Source organism: Streptomyces sp. NPDC002130 (genome assembly GCF_040296465.1).
GTDB lineage: Bacteria > Actinomycetota > Actinomycetes > Streptomycetales > Streptomycetaceae > Streptomyces.
This window is the reverse complement of the sequence record NZ_JBEOXI010000054.1, coordinates 19476-40879: the sequence shown is the minus strand read 5'-3', so window position 1 is coordinate 40879 and position 21404 is coordinate 19476. Positions and strand designations below refer to the sequence as shown.

At 72.7% G+C, this 21404-nt stretch carries 20 protein-coding genes; 8 read left to right on the top strand and 12 right to left on the bottom strand.

Features of this window, described 5'->3' with window-relative positions:
- Positions 1 to 127 precede the first annotated feature (127 nt).
- Positions 128 to 556 carry a peptidase inhibitor family I36 protein gene (locus tag ABT116_RS13335; RefSeq protein ID WP_351631937.1) on the bottom strand — a complete coding sequence of 143 codons (429 nt, stop codon included), beginning with the start codon at positions 554 to 556 and terminating at the stop codon, positions 128 to 130.
- A 234-nt stretch (positions 557 to 790) separates the two neighbouring features.
- Here ABT116_RS13335 and ABT116_RS13330 point away from each other — a divergent pair, with 234 nt between their 5' ends.
- Entirely contained in the window at positions 791 to 1999 is a 1209-nt protein-coding gene (locus tag ABT116_RS13330) for a helix-turn-helix domain-containing protein (RefSeq protein ID WP_351631934.1), read from the top strand.
- Positions 2000 to 2005: 6 nt separating this feature from the next.
- Here the strand turns inward: ABT116_RS13330 and ABT116_RS13325 are convergent, their stop codons facing one another.
- From ABT116_RS13325 to ABT116_RS13305, 5 genes are all read right to left on the bottom strand, one after another.
- On the bottom strand, positions 2006 to 2773 hold the full coding sequence (locus ABT116_RS13325) for an SDR family NAD(P)-dependent oxidoreductase (RefSeq protein ID WP_351631931.1): 768 nt from the start codon (positions 2771 to 2773) through the stop codon (positions 2006 to 2008).
- 79 nt (positions 2774 to 2852) lie between these two features.
- Positions 2853 to 3437 carry a TetR/AcrR family transcriptional regulator gene (locus ABT116_RS13320; protein WP_351631928.1) on the bottom strand — a complete coding sequence of 195 codons (585 nt, stop codon included), beginning with the start codon at positions 3435 to 3437 and terminating at the stop codon, positions 2853 to 2855.
- A 45-nt stretch (positions 3438 to 3482) separates the two neighbouring features.
- Entirely contained in the window at positions 3483 to 3833 is a 351-nt protein-coding gene (gene nirD, locus ABT116_RS13315; RefSeq protein ID WP_351631925.1) for a nitrite reductase small subunit NirD, read from the bottom strand.
- Positions 3830 to 6439 carry a nitrite reductase large subunit NirB gene (gene nirB / locus ABT116_RS13310; RefSeq protein WP_351631922.1) on the bottom strand — a complete coding sequence of 870 codons (2610 nt, stop codon included), beginning with the start codon at positions 6437 to 6439 and terminating at the stop codon, positions 3830 to 3832. Before nirB ends, nirD begins: the two co-directional genes overlap by 4 nt.
- Positions 6439 to 7656 (bottom strand): NAD(P)/FAD-dependent oxidoreductase, encoded by a 1218-nt coding sequence (locus ABT116_RS13305; protein ID WP_351631919.1) that lies wholly within the window; start codon positions 7654 to 7656, stop codon positions 6439 to 6441. Before ABT116_RS13305 ends, nirB begins: the two co-directional genes overlap by 1 nt.
- A gap of 173 nt (positions 7657 to 7829) precedes the next feature.
- On the opposite strand from ABT116_RS13305, the gene ABT116_RS13300 reads away from it, so the two are divergent.
- The gene (locus ABT116_RS13300) at positions 7830 to 8612 is read left to right on the top strand and encodes a sulfite exporter TauE/SafE family protein (RefSeq protein ID WP_351631916.1); all 783 of its coding nucleotides are present in this window, start codon (positions 7830 to 7832) and stop codon (positions 8610 to 8612) included.
- Here ABT116_RS13300 and ABT116_RS13295 read toward each other — a convergent pair.
- A complete protein-coding gene (locus ABT116_RS13295) occupies positions 8609 to 9502 on the bottom strand; it encodes an imine reductase family protein (protein ID WP_351631913.1) in 894 nt (297 codons plus the stop codon). The genes ABT116_RS13300 and ABT116_RS13295 overlap by 4 nt on opposite strands.
- Before the next feature lie 106 nt (positions 9503 to 9608).
- Here ABT116_RS13295 and ABT116_RS13290 point away from each other — a divergent pair, with 106 nt between their 5' ends.
- Positions 9609 to 10001 (top strand): winged helix-turn-helix transcriptional regulator, encoded by a 393-nt coding sequence (locus tag ABT116_RS13290; RefSeq protein ID WP_351631910.1) that lies wholly within the window; start codon positions 9609 to 9611, stop codon positions 9999 to 10001.
- On the opposite strand, the gene ABT116_RS13285 is transcribed toward ABT116_RS13290, so the two are convergent.
- Positions 9939 to 10598 carry a class F sortase gene (locus ABT116_RS13285; protein WP_351631907.1) on the bottom strand — a complete coding sequence of 220 codons (660 nt, stop codon included), beginning with the start codon at positions 10596 to 10598 and terminating at the stop codon, positions 9939 to 9941. The two genes, ABT116_RS13290 and ABT116_RS13285, sit on opposite strands and share 63 nt — an antisense overlap.
- A 112-nt stretch (positions 10599 to 10710) precedes the next feature.
- Positions 10711 to 11232, bottom strand: coding sequence for a GVDTG sorting domain-containing protein (locus ABT116_RS13280; protein ID WP_351631906.1), 522 nt, complete (start codon positions 11230 to 11232; stop codon positions 10711 to 10713).
- Positions 11233 to 11500: 268 nt separating this feature from the next.
- Here ABT116_RS13280 and ABT116_RS13275 point away from each other — a divergent pair, with 268 nt between their 5' ends.
- Complete coding sequence (locus ABT116_RS13275; protein ID WP_351631903.1) at positions 11501 to 12109, top strand: NADPH-dependent FMN reductase; 609 nt, start codon at positions 11501 to 11503, stop codon at positions 12107 to 12109.
- A gap of 87 nt (positions 12110 to 12196) precedes the next feature.
- On the opposite strand, the gene ABT116_RS13270 is transcribed toward ABT116_RS13275, so the two are convergent.
- Positions 12197 to 12613, bottom strand: coding sequence for a gamma-glutamylcyclotransferase family protein (locus tag ABT116_RS13270; protein ID WP_351631900.1), 417 nt, complete (start codon positions 12611 to 12613; stop codon positions 12197 to 12199).
- A 140-nt stretch (positions 12614 to 12753) separates the two neighbouring features.
- On the opposite strand from ABT116_RS13270, the gene ABT116_RS13265 reads away from it, so the two are divergent.
- Entirely contained in the window at positions 12754 to 14400 is a 1647-nt protein-coding gene (locus ABT116_RS13265; protein WP_351631898.1) for a M4 family metallopeptidase, read from the top strand.
- Between the two features lie 121 nt (positions 14401 to 14521).
- Here ABT116_RS13265 and ABT116_RS13260 read toward each other — a convergent pair whose 3' ends face one another.
- Positions 14522 to 16648 (bottom strand): molybdopterin oxidoreductase family protein, encoded by a 2127-nt coding sequence (locus ABT116_RS13260; RefSeq protein WP_351631896.1) that lies wholly within the window; start codon positions 16646 to 16648, stop codon positions 14522 to 14524.
- 393 nt (positions 16649 to 17041) lie between these two features.
- Between ABT116_RS13260 and ABT116_RS13255 the strand changes: the two genes are divergently transcribed.
- Genes ABT116_RS13255 through ABT116_RS13245 form a run of 3 tightly spaced genes read left to right on the top strand, consistent with a single transcriptional unit; the run spans position 17042 to position 20600 of the window.
- A complete protein-coding gene (locus ABT116_RS13255; RefSeq protein ID WP_351631893.1) occupies positions 17042 to 18562 on the top strand; it encodes an amino acid adenylation domain-containing protein in 1521 nt (506 codons plus the stop codon).
- Positions 18559 to 19815, top strand: a complete 1257-nt coding sequence (locus ABT116_RS13250; protein WP_351631891.1) for an FNR domain-containing protein — start codon at positions 18559 to 18561, stop codon at positions 19813 to 19815. Before ABT116_RS13255 ends, ABT116_RS13250 begins: the two co-directional genes overlap by 4 nt.
- An 11-nt stretch (positions 19816 to 19826) precedes the next feature.
- Positions 19827 to 20600, top strand: a complete 774-nt coding sequence (locus ABT116_RS13245; RefSeq protein ID WP_351631888.1) for an enoyl-CoA hydratase-related protein — start codon at positions 19827 to 19829, stop codon at positions 20598 to 20600.
- Positions 20601 to 20639: 39 nt separating this feature from the next.
- Here ABT116_RS13245 and ABT116_RS13240 read toward each other — a convergent pair whose 3' ends face one another.
- A complete protein-coding gene (locus tag ABT116_RS13240; RefSeq protein WP_351631885.1) occupies positions 20640 to 21338 on the bottom strand; it encodes a SanA/YdcF family protein in 699 nt (232 codons plus the stop codon).
- Positions 21339 to 21404: the final 66 nt, after the last annotated feature.

Sequence of the window (21404 nt, the reverse complement as noted above, 5' to 3'; positions counted from 1 at the left end):
TGTCGGAGGCGGTGCTGGAGCAGGTGCCCGCCGCCGGGAAGGCCGGGCTGGTCGTCCTCACCGAGGCAGGGCTCGCGTGCACACCCGAGCGGGCGTGCACGCCACCGCGTTCGTATGCGGGGCCGGTTCAGCCGCAGCTGCCCGAGATCCACCGGTGGGAGCGGACCTTGTACGTACCGGCCAGGTTGCCGCCGTGCTGCTGGCGGGTGCAGCCGACGCGGTTGGAGTAGTCGGCGCCCCGGTAGTACGCGACGCCGCTGGAGCTGCTGGTGCCGGCGTTCCACACCGACTTCACGTTGGTCGTGGCGGCCCAGGAACAGCGGACGGCACCGCTCTGCCAGTCGGGGTCGGCCACGTCCCACGAGCACTTGCTGCCGGTGAAGTTGGCGCCGGTCCAGAAACAGACGTGCCCGGACGCGCAGTCCACCGCGGCGGGCGCGGCCGGGGCCGCCGATGCGGAGCTGGGCACGGCCAGGGCGGTGACGGCCGCGGCGCTGACGGCGAGAACCGCGAGCAGCGGGTTCCTACGGGTGTGCCGGAGTGCGGAAAGGCGCATGAGCCTGGTCTCCTCGAAGCCTGGGGGGACGGTGGTGCGGACGGCCCGACGCTGGCAAGGCGAGACCGGGCCCGGCAAGGACGGCCGGGCCGGTTGGGATGCCGGGACGGCGTCCCACCGCCCGCCTGGCGCGTTCCCGAACCGTTGGGACGGCCATGGGACGCCTTTGGTGGCACAGTGTCGGCACGAGACGCCCGACCAGCGTCCGCTGGGGATTCCGAGGGGGGAGAGGCGTTGTCCGCATGCCCTGAAACGGAGCGGTTCGCCGCGCTGTTGCGTTCGCTCAAGAGCCGGTCCGGGCTGAGCTACGAGGCCCTCGCCAGGAAGTCCGGGCTGTCCGGTTCGTCGTTGCACCGGTACTGCCGGGGCACCTCGGTGCCGCAGGACTACGGAAGCGTCCACCGGCTGGCCACGGTGTGCGGCGCCACCCCGGACGAACTGCGCACCCTGCACCGCCTGTGGGCCCTGGCGGACGCGGCGCGGGCCGCCGCGGACGCCCCGGCATCAGCCCCCGGCCGGCCCGGCGCCTCGGCCCCGGACCAACCCGACCCATCGGCCCCGGACCAACCCGGCGCCTCGGCCCCGGACCAACCCGATGCCTCGAACCCCGCTCTCCACCGGGCCGACGCTCCGTCCCCGGCCCCCGACCAGACGGACGCCCCGCCCCCGGCCCCCGACCGGAACGGTGAGCCGGACACCGAGCCGGGCCCGGGGCCCGCCGGACGGCCACGCCGGCGCCGGCTGCGCACCTCCGTCGTCACCGCCGTGATCGTCGCCGCCGTCAGCGTCTCCGCCTGGGCCCTGACGAACGGCCGGTCGTCCTCCGGCGGCGAACGCGGCACCGGCGAGGACCGGCCGTTGTTCTCGGCCGGCTGCCCGCCGGTGATCGCGATGGGCGAGCACGACGAGTGCGTGCGGGAGGTGCAGCGTCTGCTGCACGCCAAGGGTGCGGACATCGGTGTGGACGGGGACTTCGGGCCGCAGACCCTGCGCCGGGTCACGGCGTTCCAGGTGCTCGCCGGGCTGCAGCCCAACGGAGTCGTCGGGGAACCCACCAAGAAGGCGCTCTACACCTCTGACGTGCGGATGAGCGTGTGGCCCCCGGAAAAGGTGCGCGAGCGGGTCCGCGAGGTGTTCCCCGAGACGCCCGACAAGGCGGTGGCGATCGCCGACTGTCAGTCCTTCCTCGACCCGCTGCACATCCTCCCCAACACCAACGGCACCCGGAACTGGGGTCTGTTCCAGATCTCCGACACCCGCCTGCGTGACCTGGGCGGCTCGCCACGCGAGGCCCTGGACCCGGAATGGAACATCCAGGCGGCCCGGAAACTGTGGAGCCGGGACCACGACTTCGGCGACTGGCCCCACTGTGAACGCGCCGCCGACGCCCCCCACACCCCGGCACCCCGGCATTCGTCCACGACGGCACGGCCACCGCGCTGAACCGGCTCAGGCCGTGGAGCCGCCGTCCACCACCAGGTCGGTGCCCACGACCGACGCCGCGTCGTCCGAGGCCAGGTACAGCACGGCGGCTGCGATCTCCTCGACCGTGGAGACGCGGCCGACCGGTACCGCGGTCCGCATGCGCTCCGCGCGGTCGGCCTCCGTCTCGCCCGGCTTGAGGGACATGGAGGTGGCGCCGGCGCCGGGTGAGACGGCGTTGATGCGGACGCCGTCGGCGATGTGGTCCAGGGCGGCGCCGCGCGTGAGGACCGACACGGCCGCCTTCGTGGTGCCGTACGCGGTCATGCCGGGGATGCGGCCGTGAACGCCGATGCGGGAGGCGATGTTGACGATGGCGCCGCCACCCGGCTGGGTGCGCATCTGGCGCACCCCGGCCTGGAGGGCGAGCAGCACACCGGTGACGTTGATGTCGAGCATCCGACGCCAGGCGTCCTCGGAGACGTCCGCGGCAGGCTGCCCGCCGGCCTCCAGGACTCCCGCGTTGTTCACCGCGACATCGAGCGATCCAAAGCGGTCCACGGCGGCGTCGACCAAGTCCCGCAGGTCGGCGGCCCGGGTGACGTCGGCGGTGACGGCCAGGGCCTTGCCGCCCGTCTCCTCGATCAGCGTCACGGTCTCGTCGAGCGGTTCCCTGCGCCGTCCCGCGACGACGACGTGCGCGCCCTCCGCCGCGAACGCGAGGGCGGTGGCCCGTCCGATGCCGGAGCCCGCGCCGGTGACGAGGGCCGTCCTGCCGGTGAAGCGGTTCGTCATGATCTCTCCTGATGAGTTTCTTGACTGATCGGTTCAGTATTCGGGCATGAAAAAGGGGCACCCTCTCGGGGTGCCCGTTTCAGTCCAGCAGGGCCAGAGCCTGCTCCGCGGCGTCCCGCACCCGGGCCGGGTCCGCCGACGCCTTGCCGACGACCCGCAGTCCCTGCATCAGAACCAGCAGCATGCGGGCCAGGGCGCGCGGGTCGCGGTCCTGGTCCAGTTCACCCTGGGCCTGCGCGCGGACCAGGGCCGACCGCAGCAGGGTCTCCAGCTGGTCCCAGCTGTGCTCCACGCGGCGGCACGCGGCGCTGTCGTGCGGCGCAAGTTCGGCGGCCGTGTTGACGACGAAACAGCCGGTCAGCCGCCGGTCTTCGGCCGTGGACTCGGCGGCGAAGCGGCGCACCACCGCCCGTACGGCGGGCAGCGCCGGCCCCGGCAGTGACAGCTCGCTCAGCAGCTGCGGGTCGCACGACTGCTGATAGCGGTCCAGCGCCTTCAGATACAGCTCGTGCTTGCTGCCGAAGGTCGCGTAGATGCTGGCGCGCCCCACGCCGAGGTGCGCGACGAGGTCAGACATCGACGTCGCCTCGTAGCCGCGCCGCCAGAACAACTCGAGAGCTGCCTGGAGCGCGGCGTCCGGATCGAACTCCTTGGTCCTGGCCACGTACCGCAGCCTAGGCTTATCGAGAACGATCAGTCAATAAAGGTTCTACGAGGTCCGCACCTTGTACGCCGTCACCCGGACCGACTCGTCGTCCAGGCACTGGCCGGACGTCAGGTCGAAGCGCTGCTTCAGCAGGGGCGAGGCGACGAAGGGGCGGCCCTGGTGGGTGCCGGTGAGGCCCCGGGAGAGGACGGCCGCGCCGGTGAAGGGGTCGCGGTTGTCGATGGCGAACAGCTCACCGGAGCGGTCGCGGAAGACCGCGGCCTGCCGGCCGTCCGGCAGCAGTGCGGCCACCCCGCGGCCCGGGAGCAGCGCGCGCAGGTCGCACACCTTGAACCAGTCGTCGTCCAGGGCGATTTCGATCGTGAGGTCGGTGGTCTCGGGTGCCAGGGTCATCGCTGGGCGCTTCCTTCCAGTACGTCAGCGGCGGGTCGCATGCCGATGGACAGCAGCGGCAGGTCGGGCTTCATCTGGTCGCGCTCGGGCACGAAGGCGACGACGGGGTCCGGGGTGTCCGGGGCGTTCACGAAGGACACGAACCGGGCGAGCTTCTCGGGGTCGTTGATGGTCTCGGCCCACTCGTCGCGGTAGTGCGCGACATGCGCCCGCATCAGCTGCTCCAGCTCGTCGCAGATGCCGAGTGAGTCGTGGACGACGACGTCCCGCACGTGGTCGAGGCCGCCGGGGATCCGCTCCAGCCAGGTCGACGTGCGCTCCAGGCGGTCGGCCGTACGGATGTAGAACATCAGGAACCGGTCGATCAGCCGGACCAGTTCGGCGTCCGACAGGTCCTGGGCCAGCAGGTCCGCGTGGCGGGGCGTGGCGCCGCCGTTGCCGCCGACGTACAGGTTCCAGCCGTTGGCCGTGGCGATCACGCCGAAGTCCTTCGACTGGGCCTCCGCGCACTCGCGCTGGCAGCCGGAGACCGCCGACTTGAGCTTGTGGGGGGACCGGAGCCCCCGGTAGCGCAGCTCCAGGTCGATCGCCATCTTCACGGAGTCCTGGACGCCGTAGCGGCACCAGGTCTGGCCGACGCAGGACTTCACCGTGCGCAGCGACTTGCCGTAGGCGTGGCCGGACTCGAAGCCGGCGTCCACCAGCCGGGCCCAGATCAAGGGCAGCTGCTCGACGCGGGCGCCGAACATGTCGATCCGCTGACCACCGGTGATCTTCGTGTAGAGGCCGAAGTCGCGGGCGATCTCGCCGATCACGATCAGCTTCTCCGGGGCGATCTCGCCGCCGGGGATCCGCGGCACGACCGAGTACGAGCCGTTCTTCTGCAGGTTGGCCAGGAAGTGGTCGTTGGTGTCCTGCAGGGCCGCCTGCTCGCCGTCCAGGACGTAGCCGCTCGCGCCGATCGCCGGAGCGAGGGAGGCGATGATCGAACCGACGGCCGGCTTGCACACCTCGCAGCCGTCACCGCCCCGGGCCTCCTCGCGGCCGTGCCGGTCCAGCAGGTCCTGGTAGCTGTTGATGCGCAGGGCGAGGACGATCTCGTAGAGCTCCTCGCGGGTCTGCGCGAAGCAGCCGCACAGGCCCTTGTCGACCTCGACGCCGCTCGCCTCCAGCTCGGCGTTGACGAGCTGGCCGAGGACCTTCACGCAGGAGCCGCAGCCGGTGCCCGCCTTGGTGCACTTCTTCACCTCGGGCACGGTCGTGCACTGGTGGTCGGTGACCGCGCCGCGGATCGTGCCCTTGGAGACGTTGTGGCAGGAGCAGACGATCGCGTCGTCCGGCAGCGCCGACGGGCCGAGCTGGACGGGCTCCCCGGCACCGGCCGGCAGCACGAGCGACTCGGGCGAGACCGGCGGGACCGAACCGGTGAAGGCCTTCAGCGTGCCGTACGCCTCCGCGTCGCCGACCAGGATGCCGCCGAGCAGCGTGCCGTCGCGGCCGATGACCAGCTTCTTGTACAGGCCGGCGCGGGAGTCGGAGTAGACGACGTCCAGGCAGTCCTCGGCGGTGCCGTGCGCGTCGCCGAAGGACGCCACGTCCACGCCGAGCAGCTTCAGCTTGGTGGAGAGGTCCGCGCCGGTGAAGGACGCCTCGTCCGAGGCGATCGTGGCCGCCGCCGTCTCGGCCTGCTCATAACCCGGGGCCACCAGGCCGTACACCCGGCCGTCCGAGGCCAGCGCGCACTCGCCGATCGCGAAGACGTGCGGGTCGGCGACCGTACGGCACTGCTCGTCGACCGTGATGCCGCCGCGCTCGCCGACCGTCAGTCCGCAGTCGCGGGCCAGCTGGTCGCGCGGGCGCACACCGGCGGAGAAGACCACCATGTCGGTGGCCAGTTCAGAGCCGTCGGAGAGCTTCATGCCGGTGACGGCACCCTCGGAGTCGACCAGGATCTCCTGCGTGCCCACGCCCGTGTGGACGCTCAGGCCCATCTCCTCGATGGTGCGCAGCAGCGCGGCACCGCCGCCGTCGTCCACCTGGACGGGCATCAGCCGGGGCGCGAACTCCACGATGTGGGAGGTGAGTCCGAGGCCCTTCAGCGCACCGGCCGCTTCCAGTCCGAGCAGGCCACCGCCGACCACCGCGCCGACCGTCGCCTTGGACTTGGCGTACTCCTCGATCGCGAGCAGGTCCTCGATCGTGCGGTAGACGAAACAGCCCTCGGCGTCCTTGTTGGGGACCGGCGGGACGAAGGGGAAGGAGCCGGTGGCGAGGACGAGGGTGTCGTAGTCGAAGACCTGGCCCGAGCGGGCCGTGACCTTCTTCGCCTCACGGTCGACGGTCTCGGCCGGGTCGCCGACGTACAGCTCGATGCCGTGCGTGGTGATGAACTCCATGTCGGTCATGGAGAGGTCCTCGGGCGTCTTCCCGGAGAAGTACGAGGTGAGAGCGACGCGGTCGTAGGCCGGACGCGGCTCCTCGCAGAGTACGACCACGCGGTGCGTGGCGGTCAGGCCGCGCTCGGCGAGCGCTTCGAGGAAGCGCTGGCCGACCATGCCGTGGCCGACGAGCACGATCGTGGGGGTCGCCCCGGGGGTGGCCGTCATCAGGAGCCTCCATCGTTGGTGAGCAGGTGGAGCAGGGGGCCGCCGTCGGAGGGGAGCGGCTCTGCTCCCTCCCAGGCGCGGGCGAGCGCGCCGACGGTGCCGAGTTCGCCGACGAGGACCCCGCCGACCAGGCGGTCGTCGCGGACGACGACCTTGCGGTAGGTGCCGCGGGTGGCGTCGGCGAGCTGGACGACGTCGTCGCCCGGGAGCGCCTCGGTCTCGCCGAACGCGGCGAGGTCGAAGGGGCTGTCGTGCCCCGTGAGGGTGAGCCGGGTCAGCGAGCGCGTGCCGGTGTACCGGGCGTTCGTGTCCCCGGCCAGCAACTCCGCGAGAGTGTCGGCCTGTTCGAGCGCCGGAGTGGCGAGTCCGTAGAGCACGTCGGCATGCTGGGCGCAGTCGCCGACGGCGTGGATGTACGGGTCGGAGGTGCGCAGCTCGTCGTCGACGACGACGCCCTTGCGGACGTCGAGTCCGGCGGCCTGCGCGAGACCGACCCGGGGGTGGACACCGCAGGCGACGACCACCAGGTCCGCGTCGAGCGCGTATCCGTCGGCCATCTCCACCGAGCGCACCGCGCCGCCGACGCAGCGCACGTCCCGCACACGGCACTCGGTGTGCACCTCGACGCCCAGGTCGGTCAGGTGCCGCTTGACGAGCTTCGAGGCGGCCGGGTCGAGCTGGCGTTCCATCAGTCGCTCGGACTGCTGGGCGAGCACGACCTGGGCGCCGCGCAGGGCGAGTGCCCGGGCCGCCGACACGCCGAGGAGACCGCCGCCGACGACGACGGCCCGTGCGCCCGGCCGGACCGCCTTCGACAGCCCCAGGCAGTCGTCCATGGTCCGGAAGGCGTGCACGCCCTCGGGCAGTTCGTGGTTCTCGGTGAACAGCCCCCGCAGCGGCGGCAGTACGGGGTTCGAGCCGGTCGCGAGAACGAGCCGGTCGTATGCGATCACCGTCCCGTCCGCGCAGGCGACGGTACGCTGCGCGCGGTCGACACCGACGACCCGGCCGCGCACGATACGGGCCGGGGCCGGCAGGGCGATCACCTCGGGGCTGTACCGTCCGGCCAGCACCTCGGCGAGCAGGACCCGGTTGTAGGGCCGGTGTTCCTCCTCGCCGATCAGCAGCGCGGGCGTGCCGAGCTCACCGAGCCGCCGGGCGAGCCGTACGCCCGCGAGGCCGGTGCCGATCACCACCACACGCTCATTCGAGGTCATGCACTCGAGCGTGCGGTGCCGGTGTTACCCGGCAGCATCACCTCTGTTTCCCGCGGGGAACGCTGCCCTCAGCGGGCGGCGCCGGCGGGTGTGAGGGTTCCTGAACTGCGACGACGGCCGACTGTGAGGGCGGTCGCACCGGGCTGCCACCCCCCTCGCATAGGCTCGCGATCATGCCCGACATATCGCTGACCATGATCGTCCTGCTCTGCGTCGCGGCCCTCGCCGCCGGGTGGATCGACGCCGTGGTCGGTGGGGGCGGCCTCCTGCTGTTGCCCGTGCTGCTGCTCGGACTGCCGGCGAACACACCCGCCGCACACGCGCTGGGCACCAACAAGGCCGTCGCCATCGTCGGCACCACGGGCGCGGCGGTGACGTACGCCCGCAAGGCCCCGGTGGACGTGCGCACCGCCGTCCGCATCGGACTGGCCGCCCTCGCCGGGTCCTCGGCCGGGGCCTTCTTCGCGGCGGGGATGAGCACCGACGTCCTCAAGCCGGTGATCATGGTGGTCCTGCTCGGGGTCGCCGCCTTCGTGATTTTGCGGCCCGCCTTCGGTACGGCCCCCGCGACCGGTCCGGCCGGCCGCCGCCGCATCCTCGCCGCGATCGGCCTCGCGGGCCTCGGCATCGGCTTCTACGACGGTCTGATCGGCCCCGGCACCGGCACCTTCCTGGTCCTCGCGCTCACCGCGATCCTCCACCTCGACCTCGTCACGGCCTCCGCCACCGCGAAGATCGTCAACTGCTGCACCAACGCGGGGGCGCTGGCCACCTTCGCCTGGCAGGGCGCCGTGCTGTGGCAACTGGCCGCCCTGATGGCCGTCTTCAACCTGGCGGGCGGCACCCTCGGCGCCCACACCGCCCTGAAGCAGGGCAGCGGCTTCGTCCGCATCGTGCTGCTGACGGTCGTCTTCGCCCTGGTGGCGAACCTGGCGTACGAGCAGTGGATCGCCTAGCGCCCTCGCAGGTCCAGCAGCTCGACGATCCCCGTCCCGTCCTCCTCCCCGTGCCCCTGCGCGAGCCTGCGCTCCATGAGCTCCATGTACGGCGTCAGCAGCTCCGGGCCGACCCGTTGTTCCCCGGCCGTGCGCAGCAGGGTGGCGTTGCCCGCCACCTGCATCGCCAGGTTGGAGACGACGCCCTTGGTGTAGTCGCCCGTCTGCAGCTGCTCGGCGGTCTGGTGCGCGGCCGGGGCCATCGCGGTCAGCCAGTCCACGAGCAGCGGGGCGAAGTCCTTCGGCGCGATGTCCTCCGGGCGGATCAGCGCGAAGGCGTGGGCGATGCCCGCGAACATGCCGCTCATCGCGCTCAGCAGCGCCACGTCGTACAGCGCGGCGAAGCCCGGGTCGGCCCCCACGTAACGGGTGCCGGCCGGGACGGCGAGCGTGTCGCGGTGCTCCTCGAACAGCTCGGGGGAGCCGCTGTAGAAGACGTAGCCGCCGGAGCCCGGGGCGCCGATCATCGGCGGGACGGCCATGATCCCGGCGTCCAGGAACCGGGCGCCGCGTGCTTCGGCCCAGGCGGCGCGCGCCCGGCCGTCCCCCGGGGTGCCGGTCGTCAGGTTCACCAAGTCCCGCCCGGTGAGGTCGGTGTCGTCGAGGGCCTCGCCCACAGAGGCGTCGTCCAGCAGACAAACGATCACCAGGCGGTTCGCGGCCACGGCCTCGGCGGCGCTCCGGGCGACGGTGGCGCCCTCGGCGGCGAGGGCCTCCGCACGGGCGGCGGTGCGGTTCCAGACGGTCACCTCGTGCCCGGCGGCGAGCCAGGCCCGGGCGAGGGCGGTGCCCATGGCCCCGGTGCCGAGAAGAGTGAGAGGGGTACGGGAATCAACTGCGGTGTCGGTCATGGCGTTTAGGCTCGTCGCAGGGAACGTGCCTGCTCAAGTACGTACTTCGAAGTGGGTGGTTACCCCGGGGGAAGAGTCCAGGCAGCGAACGGGGAGGAGACCGGGCATGGGGACGACGGGACGGCGGCCGGGTGCGTACATCTGCGGGATCGACGCGGCGATGGATGTGATCGGCGGCAAGTGGAAGGTGCTGATCCTCTGGGCGCTGAGCGAGCGGGCGTGCCGCTTCGGGGAACTGCGCCGCCAACTGCCCGGTGTCACCGAGAAGGTGCTCGCCTCGCACCTGCGGGAGATGGAGGCCGACGGGCTGGTGCACCGCGAGGCGTACGACGAGGTGCCGCCGCGGGTGGAGTACTCGCTGACGGCCCGGGGCGTGTCCCTGAACGAGGCGCTGGAACCACTGGGTGCCTGGGGCAGGGCCAACGTCCTGGAAGCGTCACCGGCTGCCGGTCAGGTGCGCGAAGACGACGACGTTCCCCTGGTACCCGGTGCCGCGTGACCAGCCGCCGCCGCAGGTGATGACCCGCAGTTCGGGGCGTCGGGCGGCACCGTAGACCTTCTCGTCGGGGAAGTCCTTCGCGGCGTACACCTCGACGGCGTCCACGGTGAACACCGCGACGCCGCCGTCCCGCCGGTCCACCTCGACCGTACTGCCCCTGGTCAGGGCGCCGAGGTCGTAGAAGACGGCGGGACCGTCGGCGTTGTCGACATGTCCGGCGACGATCGCGGTGCCCCGCTCACCGGGGGTGGCACCGGCCTCGTACCAGCCGGCGAGGTTCTTCTCCGCCGCGGGCGGCACGTCGAGGCTGCCGGTCTTCGTCAGGCCGAGCCCGGTCAGCGGCGCGTCGACGCGAAGGGCGGGGATGCGGATCCGGTCGGGCGGCGAGGGCGGTAGCGCGGGCACGGCCGCCCGCTCACCGGCCCCGCCGTCCAGCCCGGCCCGGGCCTGCGCGGCGGACGGCTGCGGCGGGGCGTGTGTCTCGGCGCCGTCGCGCAGCAGCCACACCCCTGAGCACAGGGCGAACACCGTGACGGCCGCCATGGCCGCGTTCGCGGGATTGCGGACGCCGCTGCCGAACCCGGGGACCCTGCGCATACCCACCCTTTTCTGAGCTCCGGCCCCGTACCCCCCTCCGGGCCGCGAGGGGCGTCGGACCCGGAGGGGGAGGGGACATGCGGTACCGGCGACGGACAGCGGAGGGTGTCCGTCAGATCCCGTCGCCTCTCGCCCGGCGATGCAGGAGCCAGGTACCGCCCGCGGCGGCGACGGCGAGAGCCGCCACACCGGCCGCGGTCTGCACGGGATCGGGGCCCAGGGCGCCGCCGACCCCCGTCTTGACACTCCCCCGGGGATGCACCTGCCCGCGCACCGGCGTCAGCGTGACCACCACGTCCCCGGTGATCCGCCGGCCGCTGCCGCCGCAGATCGCGGTGATCTCGTACGTGCCCGGCTGCGCACTCGGCGGCACCCTGAACCGCCCGGTCGCGTCCCGCCCGTGCGCGTCCGGCGCCAGGCCGATGGAACCCGCCCCGACCGCACCGGCGTCACCCGTCGCCGAGCCGCCGTCGCCGCAGGCCGCCGTGCGCACCGTGACCTGCCCCCCCGGCACGACCGAGGCCGGGGACACCTCCAGGCCGCCGGCGGACGCGCCGTGGGCGGGGGCGCAGGCGAGGGCCGCGGCGGCGACGGCGAACGCGGTGGCGGTCAGCGGCCGGGCGGTACGTCGCATCGGTGCTCCCTCGAGCGGTTCGGTCGTGCGCATGCCCTTCGAGGTAACGGGCAGCGGGACGACCGCGCTTGCTGAGGGAGCGTCAGAATTGGGGTGAATGGGTGTCAGGGAGTGGTGAACCGGCTGCTTGTCACGGCCGTTTCGGCAGGTCACGGGCGTTCGGCGGGCGGGGTGCGGAAAAGCCCGGGGGTGCGCGTGTGAACGGGTGACCCGGGTGTACGCGCCGCTGCTTGACCTCAAGGATGGTTGAGGTACGAGGCTGGGTCGCATGAATCCCACCGTCACCGACTCAGCCGCTGCCGCGACCGACCCGCTCCGCCTGACCCTCGTCGTGGGCAGCAACCGGCACGGCCGCTTCGGCCCCGTCGTCGCCGACTGGCTCCTCGCCCGCATCCGGGACCGGGAGGACCTGGTCGCCGAGGTCGTGGACGTCGCCGAGGCCGCGCTGCCCATGTCCCTCGAACCGACCCCGGAGGCGACCGCCGTGCTGTCCGGCGTCACCCCGAAGCTGGCCCGCGCGGACGCCTTCGTGGTCCTCACCCCCGAGTACAACCACTCCTTCCCGGCGGGCCTGAAGAACCTCGTCGACTGGCACTTCACCGAGTGGCAGGCCAAGCCCGTCGGGCTCGTCTCCTACGGTGGTCTGTCCGGCGGTCTGCGCGCCGCGGAGCACCTGCGTCAGGTCTTCGCGGAGCTGCACGCCGTGACGGTCCGCGACACCGTCTCCTTCCACAACGCCGGTGCCGCCTTCGACGACCGGGGCGCCCTGCGCGACCCGTCCGGCCCGGACGCGGCGGCGAAGACCATGCTGGACCAACTGGTGTGGTGGGGCCGTGCGTTGCGGGAGGCCCGGGGGAGGTGGCCGTACGGGGACTGAGCCCGCCTCGGACGCACACGCCCCTCACGCCGCCGCCTCTCTCACGCCGCCGTGCCCCTGACGCCGAGCCTCTGACACCGCGGCCCGTCACACCCGCGCCCGCCAGTCCCCGCCCGCGATCGCCCGCCCCCGGGTCCGCAGCCGCGCGGCGACGGCGGGCGCGGCCACGTAGACCCAGGCCCGGACGGCCGCCCCGTCGGTCTCCCGCACGACCTTCCGCTCGACGCGCTCGTACAGACTGCGCGGATCCCCCGGCACGTACTCCTCCAGCCGGTCCAGTTCCGCGAGCAGGCCCGAGTACGCCTCGGGCAGCGCGGTGACCAGCTCCCCGCTCACCGCGCCGCCGCCCGGCTCCTCGACCGCGTACGGGTAGCCCGGCCCCTCGTACAGCACCGCGTCCGCGAGTCTGCCCGGCTCCTCGGAGCGGGTGCGGCCGTGCAGGAAGAGGCCGTGGTTGACCTCCCCCGGCCGGAGGGTGCCGTAGACGAAGAAAGGCAGGGTCACAGGAACGATTCTGCACCCTCACACACCTCCACAGCGGGGCTATGGACATGCCAGGTCCGCGCCGCCTTAACTCGCGGTCAACATCAACGCCGCCCCCCGGTCGACCCCACGCGACCGGGTGCGCCCGTATGAGGAGACCGATGAGTCGGATACGTCATGTCCGCGGTTCCCGTCTCGCCCTCGCCGGTGTGGCCGTCACCGGCACCACCGCCCTGCTGGCCGCCGTTCTCTCCCCGGCCGCCGGCGCGGCCGATCAGCCGACCAGGCCGGGTGCGATCGAGGACGCGGAGGCGGTGCTCGCGGACCGGGCCGGAGCCCTGGGTCTCACCCCGGCGCAGGAGACGAAGGTCCGGGACGTCGTCGTCGACGAGGACGGCACCCGGCACGTGCGCTACGACCGCACCTACCACCGGCTCCCGGTGCTCGGCGGCGACTTCGTGCTCCACCTGCACCCGGACGGCACCTACCGCGGCACGAGCCGGGCGACGAAGTCCGCGCTCTCCCTCGCGAGCGTCACCCCGAAGGTGACCGCCCCCAAGGCCGCCGACCTCGCGGCGAACCTGCTGCGCGCCGCGCACCTCGGCGAGACCCTCAAGAAGCTCACCGCCAAGCCCCGGCTGGTCGTCGACGCCCTGCACGGCGCTCCGAAGCTGGCCTGGCAGACCGACGCGGTGGCGCACGACGAACTCGGCAACCCGGTCGGGCGCACGGTCCTGACCGACGCGACGACCGGCGCCCGGATCGACGCCTGGGACTCCCTGGAGTCGGCGTCGGGCGACGGCAAGTCCCTCTACGGCGGCACGGTCCCGCTGGAGACGACCGCGTCCGGCTCGTCGTACCAGCTGAAGGACGCGACCCGCGGCGGCACCTACACCGGCGACGCCGAGAACAAGACGGACAAGTGCCTGCTGACCGTCTGTCTGACCCGCGCCCCCGCGACGCTCTTCACGGACGCCGACAACCAATGGGGTACGGGCGCGACCGCCGACCGGTCGACGGTCGCGGTGGACGCCCAGTACGGCACGGACGTCACCTGGGACTACTACAAGAAGGTCCACGGCCGCGCCGGCATCGCGGGCGACGGCAAGGGCTCCTTCAACCGCGTCCACTACGGCAAGGACTACAACAACGCCTTCTGGGACGACAACTGCTTCTGCATGACGTACGGCGACGGCGACGGCAAGCTGATGGGCCCGCTGGTGTCGCTGGACGTCGCCGGGCACGAGATGTCCCACGGCGTGACGTCGAAGACGGCGGCGCTGACGTACTCGGGCGAGTCCGGCGGCCTGAACGAGGCCACCTCCGACATCTTCGGCACGCTGGTGGAGTTCCACGCGGCCAACGCCGAGGACCGGGGCGACTGGCTCATCGGGGAGAAGGTCGTGCGCTCCGGCCTCGGCCGGGAGGCCCTGCGCTTCATGGACAAGCCCTCCAAGGACGGCAAGTCGGCGGACTGCTGGAACGCGAAGCTCGGCGACCTCGACGTGCACTACTCCTCGGGCGTCGGCAACCACTTCGCCTACCTGCTCGCGGAGGGCAGCGGCGGCAAGACCCTCAACGGCGTCGCCTACAACTCCCCGACCTGCGACGGCTCCACGGTGAACGGCATCGGCCGGGCCGCCCTGGGCAAGATCTGGTACCGCGCCCTGACGGTCTACATGACGTCCTCGACGGACTACGCGGACGCCCGCACGGCGACCCTGAGCGCGGCCAAGGACCTCTACGGCGCCGACAGCACCGAGCAGAAGGCGGTGGCGGCGGCCTGGAAGGCCGTCGCCGTGAGCTGACCCCTAGGGCCTGTCGTTTGGATCAGGCCGCAGGGAACCGGCGGATCCTTTCAACGCCGCAGATGCGCGTGCCCGGCCCCGCGTCTGTGGGCTGATCCAAACGACAGGCCCTAGGGGACTTCTACCGCTCGACGGCCTCCAGCCGCACCGCGCACGCCTTGAACTCCGGCATCCGGGACGTCGGGTCGAGCGCGGGGTTGGTCAGGGTGTTGGCGCGGCCCTCGCCCGGCCAGTGGAAGGGCATGAAGACGGTGTCGGGCCGGATGGCGTGCGTGATCCTCGCGGGCGCCACCGCCCGGCCCCGCCGCGACACGACGGCCACCGGATCCCCCTCGGCAGCTCCGAGCCGCGCCGCCAGCCTCGGGTGCAGCTCCACGAACGGCCCGGGCGCGGCGGCGTTCAGCTCCGCCACCCGCCGGGTCTGCGCCCCGGACTGGTACTGCGCCACGACCCGCCCGGTGGTCAGCAGCACGGGGTATTCCTCGTCGGGCTCCTCGGCGGTCGCCCGGTGCGAGACGGGGACGAACCGGGCCCGGCCGTCCGGCGTGGCGAAGCGGTCGAGGAAGAGGCGGGGCGTGCCGGGGTGCACGGCTGGTGCCTCCCCGCCGGGAAGGGCGTCCTCGCCCGCGTCGGCCGCCTCCGCCGCCGGACAGGGCCAGAACACCCCGTTCTCCTCCGCCAGCCTCCGGTAGGTGATCCCCGAGTAGTCCGCCGCACCGCCCGCCGACGCCCGGCGCAGTTCCTCGAAGACCTCCTCCGGGTCGGTCGGGAAACCCTTCTCCACGCCCAGCCGGGCGGCGAGTTCGTGCAGCACCTCCAGGTCGCTGCGGATGCCCTCGGGCGGGGTGATCGCCCGGCGCCGCAGCAGGACCCTGCCCTCCAGGTTCGTCGTCGTGCCCGTCTCCTCGGCCCACTGGGTCACCGGCAGGACCACGTCCGCGAGCGCCGCCGTCTCCGACAGCACCACGTCGCAGACCGCCAGGAAGTCCAGCGACCTGATGCGCTCCTCGATGTGCGCGGCCCGCGGCGCCGACACCACCGGGTTGGACGCCATCAGCAGCAGCGACCTGATGTCGGTGCCGAGCGCGTCCAGCAGCTCGTACGCGCTGCGCCCCGGCCCGGGCAGACTGTCCGGGTCGACGCCCCACACCTCGGCGACATGCGCCCGGGCCGCAGGGTCGTCGAGCTTGCGGTAGCCCGGCAACTGGTCGGCCTTCTGCCCGTGTTCCCGCCCGCCCTGCCCGTTGCCCTGGCCGGTCAGACAGCCGTACCCGGACAGCGGGCGGCCCGCCCGGCCGGTCGCCAGGCAGAGGTTGATCCACGCGCCCACGGTGTCGGTGCCCTTGGACTGCTGCTCGGGTCCCCGGGCAGTGAGCACCATCGCCGACTCCGGCTCGCAGAACAGCCGTACGACCTCCCGGAGTTGGGGAACGGACACCCCCGTGATCCGCTCCACGTACTCCGGCCAGTGCGCCATCGCGGCGGCCCGGGCGTCCTCCCAGCCCACCGTGCGTTCCTTGACGTACTCCTCGTCCACCCGCCCCTCGGCGATGACCAGGTGCAGCAGGCCCAGGGCGAGGGCGAGATCCGTGCCCGGCCGGGGCGCCAGGTGCAGGTCCGCCTGCTCGGCGGTCTTCGTACGGCGCGGGTCGATGACGATCAGCGTGCCGCCGTTCTCCTTCAGCTCGGTGAAGAACCGCAGCGACGGCGGCATGGTCTCCGCGAGGTTCGACCCGACGAGGATCACGCAGCCGGACTTCGGGATGTCCTCCAGCGGGAAGGGCAGCCCGCGGTCCAGCCCGAACGCCTTGATGCCCGCGGCCGCCGCCGACGACATGCAGAAACGCCCGTTGTAGTCGATCTGCGAGGTGCCGAGCACGACCCGCGCGAACTTGCCGAGCGTGTACGCCTTCTCGTTGGTCAGCCCGCCCCCGCCGAACACCCCGACCGCGTCCGGCCCGTGCTCCGCGCGGGTGCGGCCCAGCCCCGCGGCGATCCGGTCCAGCGCCTCGTCCCAGGAGGCGGGCACCAGCGTGCCGCCCTCGTCGCGCACCAACGGGGAGGTCAGACGGACGTTGCTCGCGAGCACCGCCGCGGACGTACGGCCCTTGCCGCACAGCGCGCCCCGGTTGACCGGGAAGTCCGCGCGCTCGCTCACCTCGACGGTCCCGTCCGGCGCGGGCGTCAGGTTCATCCCGCACTGCAGGGCGCAGTACGGGCAGTGCGTGGGCGTCACGGTGCTCTGCATGCCGTTCAGCGTGCGTCGGCCGTGTTACGCCCGGGACGGTTCCCTGTTACGCGGCCGGGACGGCAACCTCCCCGCCACCGCCCCGCCCGCGTGAGGCAGGAGCCCCTGGCCTGGTCAGGCACAGGCCCGCCCTCCTTCAGGTCGTCGCCGACCGCCGCGGACGTTGCCCCTGGGACGAAAAACGCCACATGTGGCTCATTGCGTTCCTTTCTTGGCCGATCCGACCTCGTTGAGAGTTGAATCAGCCGCACTACGCTCTCGCTACGCGCAGCGCTCGCACGACTCCGCACGGCGTTCGACACCCGGGCATGCCCGCCGCTCACGGCTGCATCCACCCGCGGCCCCGCCGCAGGTGGCAATCCGACCTCGAAACAGCCAGGAGGCCACCCGACCATGCCTCTGCGCCACTTGACCCCCCTCGACCAGCAGCTCTTCCGGCAGTACGGCCGAGGCCCCACCGTCCCCGTCCCCGACCTGCTCCTGCACCACGCCGTCGCCCGGCACGCCACGGCCACCCCGCACGCCGTCGCCGCCGAACACCGGGGCGCCCGCATCACCTACGGCGAACTCGACCGGTACGCCGGCGCCCTCGCCGCCCGCCTGGTCCGCGAGGGCGTCCGCCCCGGTGACCACGTCGGCCTGTTCGTCCGCCGCTCGATCCCGATGCTGGTCGGCCTGCTCGGCATCCTGAAGGCCGGCGCCGCCTACGTCCCGCAGGACATCGGCCTCGCACCCCCGGCCCAGCTCACCCACGTCATCCGCACCGCCCGGACCAGGGTCGTCCTCACGGTCGCCGAGCACGCCCACCGCGTCCCCCTGCCGGACGGCCATCTGCTGCTCCCGCTCGACGAGCCCCTGCCGTACGCCCCGGCCCCGCGCGTCCGCGTCACCGGCGACGACGGCTGCTACGTGCTGTTCACCTCAGGCACCACCGGCCGCCCCAACGGCGTGAAGGTCACCCACCGCAACGTCGCCAACCTCCTGCTCACCGCCCCGGGGGACCTCGGTGTCCGGCCCGGCGACCGCGTCGCCCAGCTCCTCAACATCGCCTTCGACATGGCCGCCTGGGAGATCCTCGGCTGCCTCGCCCAGGGCGGCACGCTCGTCATCCGCGGCAAGGACCTCGCCGCCGCGGCCCGCACAGCCGACGTGCTGATCGCGACCCCGACCGTGCTCTCCGGCCTCGACCCGGCCGCCTGCCCCCGGGTGCGCACGGTCGCCGTCGCGGGGGAGCCCTGCCCGCGCCCGCTGGCCGACCGGTGGGCCCGGCAGGCCGCCTTCTTCAACTGCTGCGGCCCCACGGAGACGACGATCGTCAACACGATGAGCCGCCACGACCCGTCCGCCCCGCTGCTCACCATCGGCCGCCCCACCCCCAACAACACGGTGTACGTCCTCGACGCCGACCGCCGTCCCCTGCCGGTCGGCGAGGTGGGCGAGATGTGGGCCGGCGGCGACTGCGTCTCCGCCGGCTACCTCGGCGACGACGCCCTCAACGCCGAGCGTTACGCCCCCGACCCCTTCCTCGGCGGCGGGCGCCGCATGTTCCGCACCCGCGACCTCGGCCGCTGGACCCCCGGCGGCGAGCTGGAGCACCTCGGCCGCACCGACGACCAGGTCAAGGTGCGCGGCTTCCGCGTCGAGCTGGACTCCGTGTCCTCGGTCCTGGAATCGGCCGCGGGCTGCACCCGGGCCGTCACCCTGAAACGCGACGCCCGCACCCTGGTCTCCTTCGTCTGCCCCGCGGACGTCGACCCGGAAGCGGCGCGCCGGGCGGTCGCGGACGCCCTGCCCTACTACTGCGTCCCGGAGCGGATCCTGCCGCTCGCGTTCCTCCCCGAGACCGACCGCGGCAAGGTCGACAAACAGGCGCTGCTGCACATGATCGAGGAGCGCGTGGCGGTGGCCCGATGACCACCTCCCCGCCCCGCGACCAGCAGACCACCGGCGACCTCCCGCCGCTCCTCCCCGGCCCCCGCCGCCTGCTCAAGCACCCCCGGCTGATGCACTACAACCGGCTCGCGGCCCTGGTGCTCCTGGCCAACACGGCCTTCGCCTGGGTCAGTTGGCCTGTGGCCGCCCCCACCCTCGGGCACGCGGCCCTCGCCAACCTCGCCCTAGCCGTCGTCGTACGCCAGCAGTACGTCATCAACTTCCTCTTCCGGCTGGCGACTTCGGCGCCGACCAGCTGGCCGCTGCGGGTCCGCTGGACGCTCGGCAAGGTCTACCACTTCGGCGGACTGCACGTCGGCGGGGCACTGGCGGGCACGGCCTGGTTCCTGGCCTCGACGATCACCGCATCCGACGGCCCCGCCAGGACCGTCGGCTGGACCCTGATCACCCTTCTCGCGCTGGTCATCGCCACCGCCCTGCCCCCGTTCCGTTCCCGCCGGCACGACCACTTCGAGAAGATCCACCGCTTCGGCGGCTGGACGGCCCTGGCCCTGTTCTGGACGCACACGCTGCTGTCCTCCCCCGGGCCGTGGCAGGTAGGCGTGCTCGCGGTGGTCACCTTCAGCGTCGCCCTGCCCTGGCTGCGGCTGCGCAAGGTGGACGTCCACCTCGAACGCCCCTCCTCGCACGTCGTGCTGGCCCGCTTCGACCACGGCGAGACCCCCTTCGCGGGCTCCTCCACCGCGATCAGCCGCAGCCCGCTGAAGGAATGGCACTCCTTCGCCAACGTGCCCGCCCCCGGCGAGTCCGGCTTCCGGCTCACGATCTCCCGGGCCGGCGACTGGACCGGCGCCTTCATCGACGACCTGCCCGAGCAGGTGTGGGTCAAGGGCATCACCACGGCCGGCGTCGCCAACATCGAGGTCCTGTTCACCAAGGTGGTCTACGTCGCCACCGGGAGCGGCATCGGCCCCTGCCTGCCCCACCTGCTCGCCGCCCAGGTGCCCTCCCGGCTGGTCTGGGCCACCCGCGACCCCCGCGCGACCTACGGCGACGCCCTGGTCGACGAGATCCTCGCCGTCCAGCCGGACGCCCGGATCTGGGACACCTCCCGCCACGGCAAGCCCGACATGGTGCGCCTCGCCCACGAGGCCTGCCGGGACTTCGGCGCCGAGGCGGTCATCTGCATCTCCAACAAGAAGCTGACCTGGCAGGTGGTGCACGGCCTGGAACGGCGGGGCATCCCGGCGTACGGCGCGATCTGGGACTCGTAGAAGGGATGCCGATGAACAACCTGAAGCTGGAGCGGGACGGCCGGGTCGTGACCGTACGTCTGCACCGCCCGCACGTACGCAACGCGCTCAGCTCGGCGCTGCTGTCCGAACTCCTCGACGCGCTGCGCCCGTTGGACGCGGACCCCGAGGTCGGATGCTTCGTCGTCACCGGCTCGGACACGGTCTTCGCGGCCGGCGCCGACATCAAGGAGATGGCGGGGAAGTCGGCCGTCGACATGATGGCCGAGGACTACTTCGGCGCCTGGGAGGAGTTCGCGGACCTCCGCACCCCGAAGATCGCCGCTGTCAACGGTCACGCCCTCGGGGGCGGATGCGAGCTGGCGATGATGTGCGACCTGGTCGTCGCGGGGGAGTCGGCCGTCTTCGGCCAGCCCGAGATCAAGCTCGGCGTGATCCCCGGGATCGGCGGCACCCAGCGGCTGACCCGGCTCGTCGGCCGGGCCACGGCCATGGACCTGGTCCTCACCGGCCGCACCATGGACGCACAGGAGGCTGGACGCTGCGGTCTCGTCTCCCGTGTGGTCCCGGACGACCGGGTCCTGCCCGAGGCCCTCGAAGCGGCTGCGGTGATCGCCTCGTACGGCAGCGCGGCGGTCAGGGCGGCCCGCGAGTGCGTCGACCGGGCCCTCGAAACCGGTCTGCGCGACGGGATCCGCTTCGAACGCCGCGTCTTCCACGCCCTGTTCGCCACCGACGACCAGAAGGAGGGCATGACGGCGTTCCTGGAGAAGCGCCCCCCGCGCTTCCACGGACACGGACACTGACAACCACCGACCGGCCGGGGGCGCCCGCCCCCGGCCGAGTCACCTACGAGGATCTCCGGCCGCCGCCAACGCCCGCTCCACACCCGGCTCCCGCGGCCCGAGGAACCGCGGATCCGGACGGAACACCGCGTCCAGCGCGGCCTTCCCGGCGGCGAGAATCTCCCGGGCACCCCCGTAGTACCAGGTCGCGTCGTGCACGGCGTCCACGCCGACCCCGTACGAGGAGACCCCCGCCGCCTCGCACAGCGCCACCGCCCGCCGGATGTGGAAGCCCTGGCTGATCAGCACGGCCTGATCCACCCCGAAGATCTTCTTCGCGCGCACGCAGGAGTCCCAGGTGTCGAACCCCGCGTAGTCGCTGACGATCCGCCCGTCGGGCACCCCGTGCCGCGTCAGATACACGCGCATCGCGTCCGGCTCGTCGTAGTCCTCCCGGCTGTTGTCCCCGGTGACGAGCACCACCTCCACCCGCCCCTCCCGGTACAGCTTCGCCGCGGCGTCGAGCCGGTGCGCGAGATACGGCGAGGGCTCGCCCTCCCACAGCCCGGCACCGAACACCACCGCCACATCGGTACGCGGCACCTCCGCCGCCGTACGCAGCCGGTCACCCGCCACGGCGTACATCCACGTCGCCGGGAGCAGCGCCAGCACGCACCCGGCCATCACGGCCTGCACCAGCCGCCGCTGCCCCCGCCGGGTACGCGGCAACCGCGGTCTTCGGAACGTCACACGACGCATCGGACGGTCCCTCCCCAGGTCGGCCCCTCGACAGTCAGGGACGTGCTCCCGGGCCGCCCGGTTCAT

What these genes read in the sequence shown, in the direction of transcription:
- ABT116_RS13245 (WP_351631888.1), top strand. Translation starts at nt 19,827, where the DNA reads ATGAACAACCTGAAGCTGGAGCGGGACGGCCGGGTCGTGACCGTACGT.
- ABT116_RS13305 (WP_351631919.1), bottom strand. Translation starts at nt 7,656, where the DNA reads ATGACCTCGAATGAGCGTGTGGTGGTGATCGGCACCGGCCTCGCGGGC.
- ABT116_RS13275 (WP_351631903.1), top strand. Translation starts at nt 11,501, where the DNA reads ATGAATCCCACCGTCACCGACTCAGCCGCTGCCGCGACCGACCCGCTC.
- nirD (WP_351631925.1), bottom strand. Translation starts at nt 3,833, where the DNA reads ATGACCCTGGCACCCGAGACCACCGACCTCACGATCGAAATCGCCCTG.
- ABT116_RS13240 (WP_351631885.1), bottom strand. Translation starts at nt 21,338, where the DNA reads ATGCGTCGTGTGACGTTCCGAAGACCGCGGTTGCCGCGTACCCGGCGG.
- ABT116_RS13300 (WP_351631916.1), top strand. Translation starts at nt 7,830, where the DNA reads ATGCCCGACATATCGCTGACCATGATCGTCCTGCTCTGCGTCGCGGCC.
- ABT116_RS13325 (WP_351631931.1), bottom strand. Translation starts at nt 2,773, where the DNA reads ATGACGAACCGCTTCACCGGCAGGACGGCCCTCGTCACCGGCGCGGGC.
- ABT116_RS13280 (WP_351631906.1), bottom strand. Translation starts at nt 11,232, where the DNA reads ATGCGACGTACCGCCCGGCCGCTGACCGCCACCGCGTTCGCCGTCGCC.
- ABT116_RS13260 (WP_351631896.1), bottom strand. Translation starts at nt 16,648, where the DNA reads ATGCAGAGCACCGTGACGCCCACGCACTGCCCGTACTGCGCCCTGCAG.
- ABT116_RS13335 (WP_351631937.1), bottom strand. Translation starts at nt 556, where the DNA reads ATGCGCCTTTCCGCACTCCGGCACACCCGTAGGAACCCGCTGCTCGCG.
- nirB (WP_351631922.1), bottom strand. Translation starts at nt 6,439, where the DNA reads ATGACGGCCACCCCCGGGGCGACCCCCACGATCGTGCTCGTCGGCCAC.
- ABT116_RS13255 (WP_351631893.1), top strand. Translation starts at nt 17,042, where the DNA reads ATGCCTCTGCGCCACTTGACCCCCCTCGACCAGCAGCTCTTCCGGCAG.
- ABT116_RS13295 (WP_351631913.1), bottom strand. Translation starts at nt 9,502, where the DNA reads ATGACCGACACCGCAGTTGATTCCCGTACCCCTCTCACTCTTCTCGGC.
- ABT116_RS13285 (WP_351631907.1), bottom strand. Translation starts at nt 10,598, where the DNA reads ATGCGCAGGGTCCCCGGGTTCGGCAGCGGCGTCCGCAATCCCGCGAAC.
- ABT116_RS13290 (WP_351631910.1), top strand. Translation starts at nt 9,609, where the DNA reads ATGGGGACGACGGGACGGCGGCCGGGTGCGTACATCTGCGGGATCGAC.
- ABT116_RS13265 (WP_351631898.1), top strand. Translation starts at nt 12,754, where the DNA reads ATGAGTCGGATACGTCATGTCCGCGGTTCCCGTCTCGCCCTCGCCGGT.
- ABT116_RS13250 (WP_351631891.1), top strand. Translation starts at nt 18,559, where the DNA reads ATGACCACCTCCCCGCCCCGCGACCAGCAGACCACCGGCGACCTCCCG.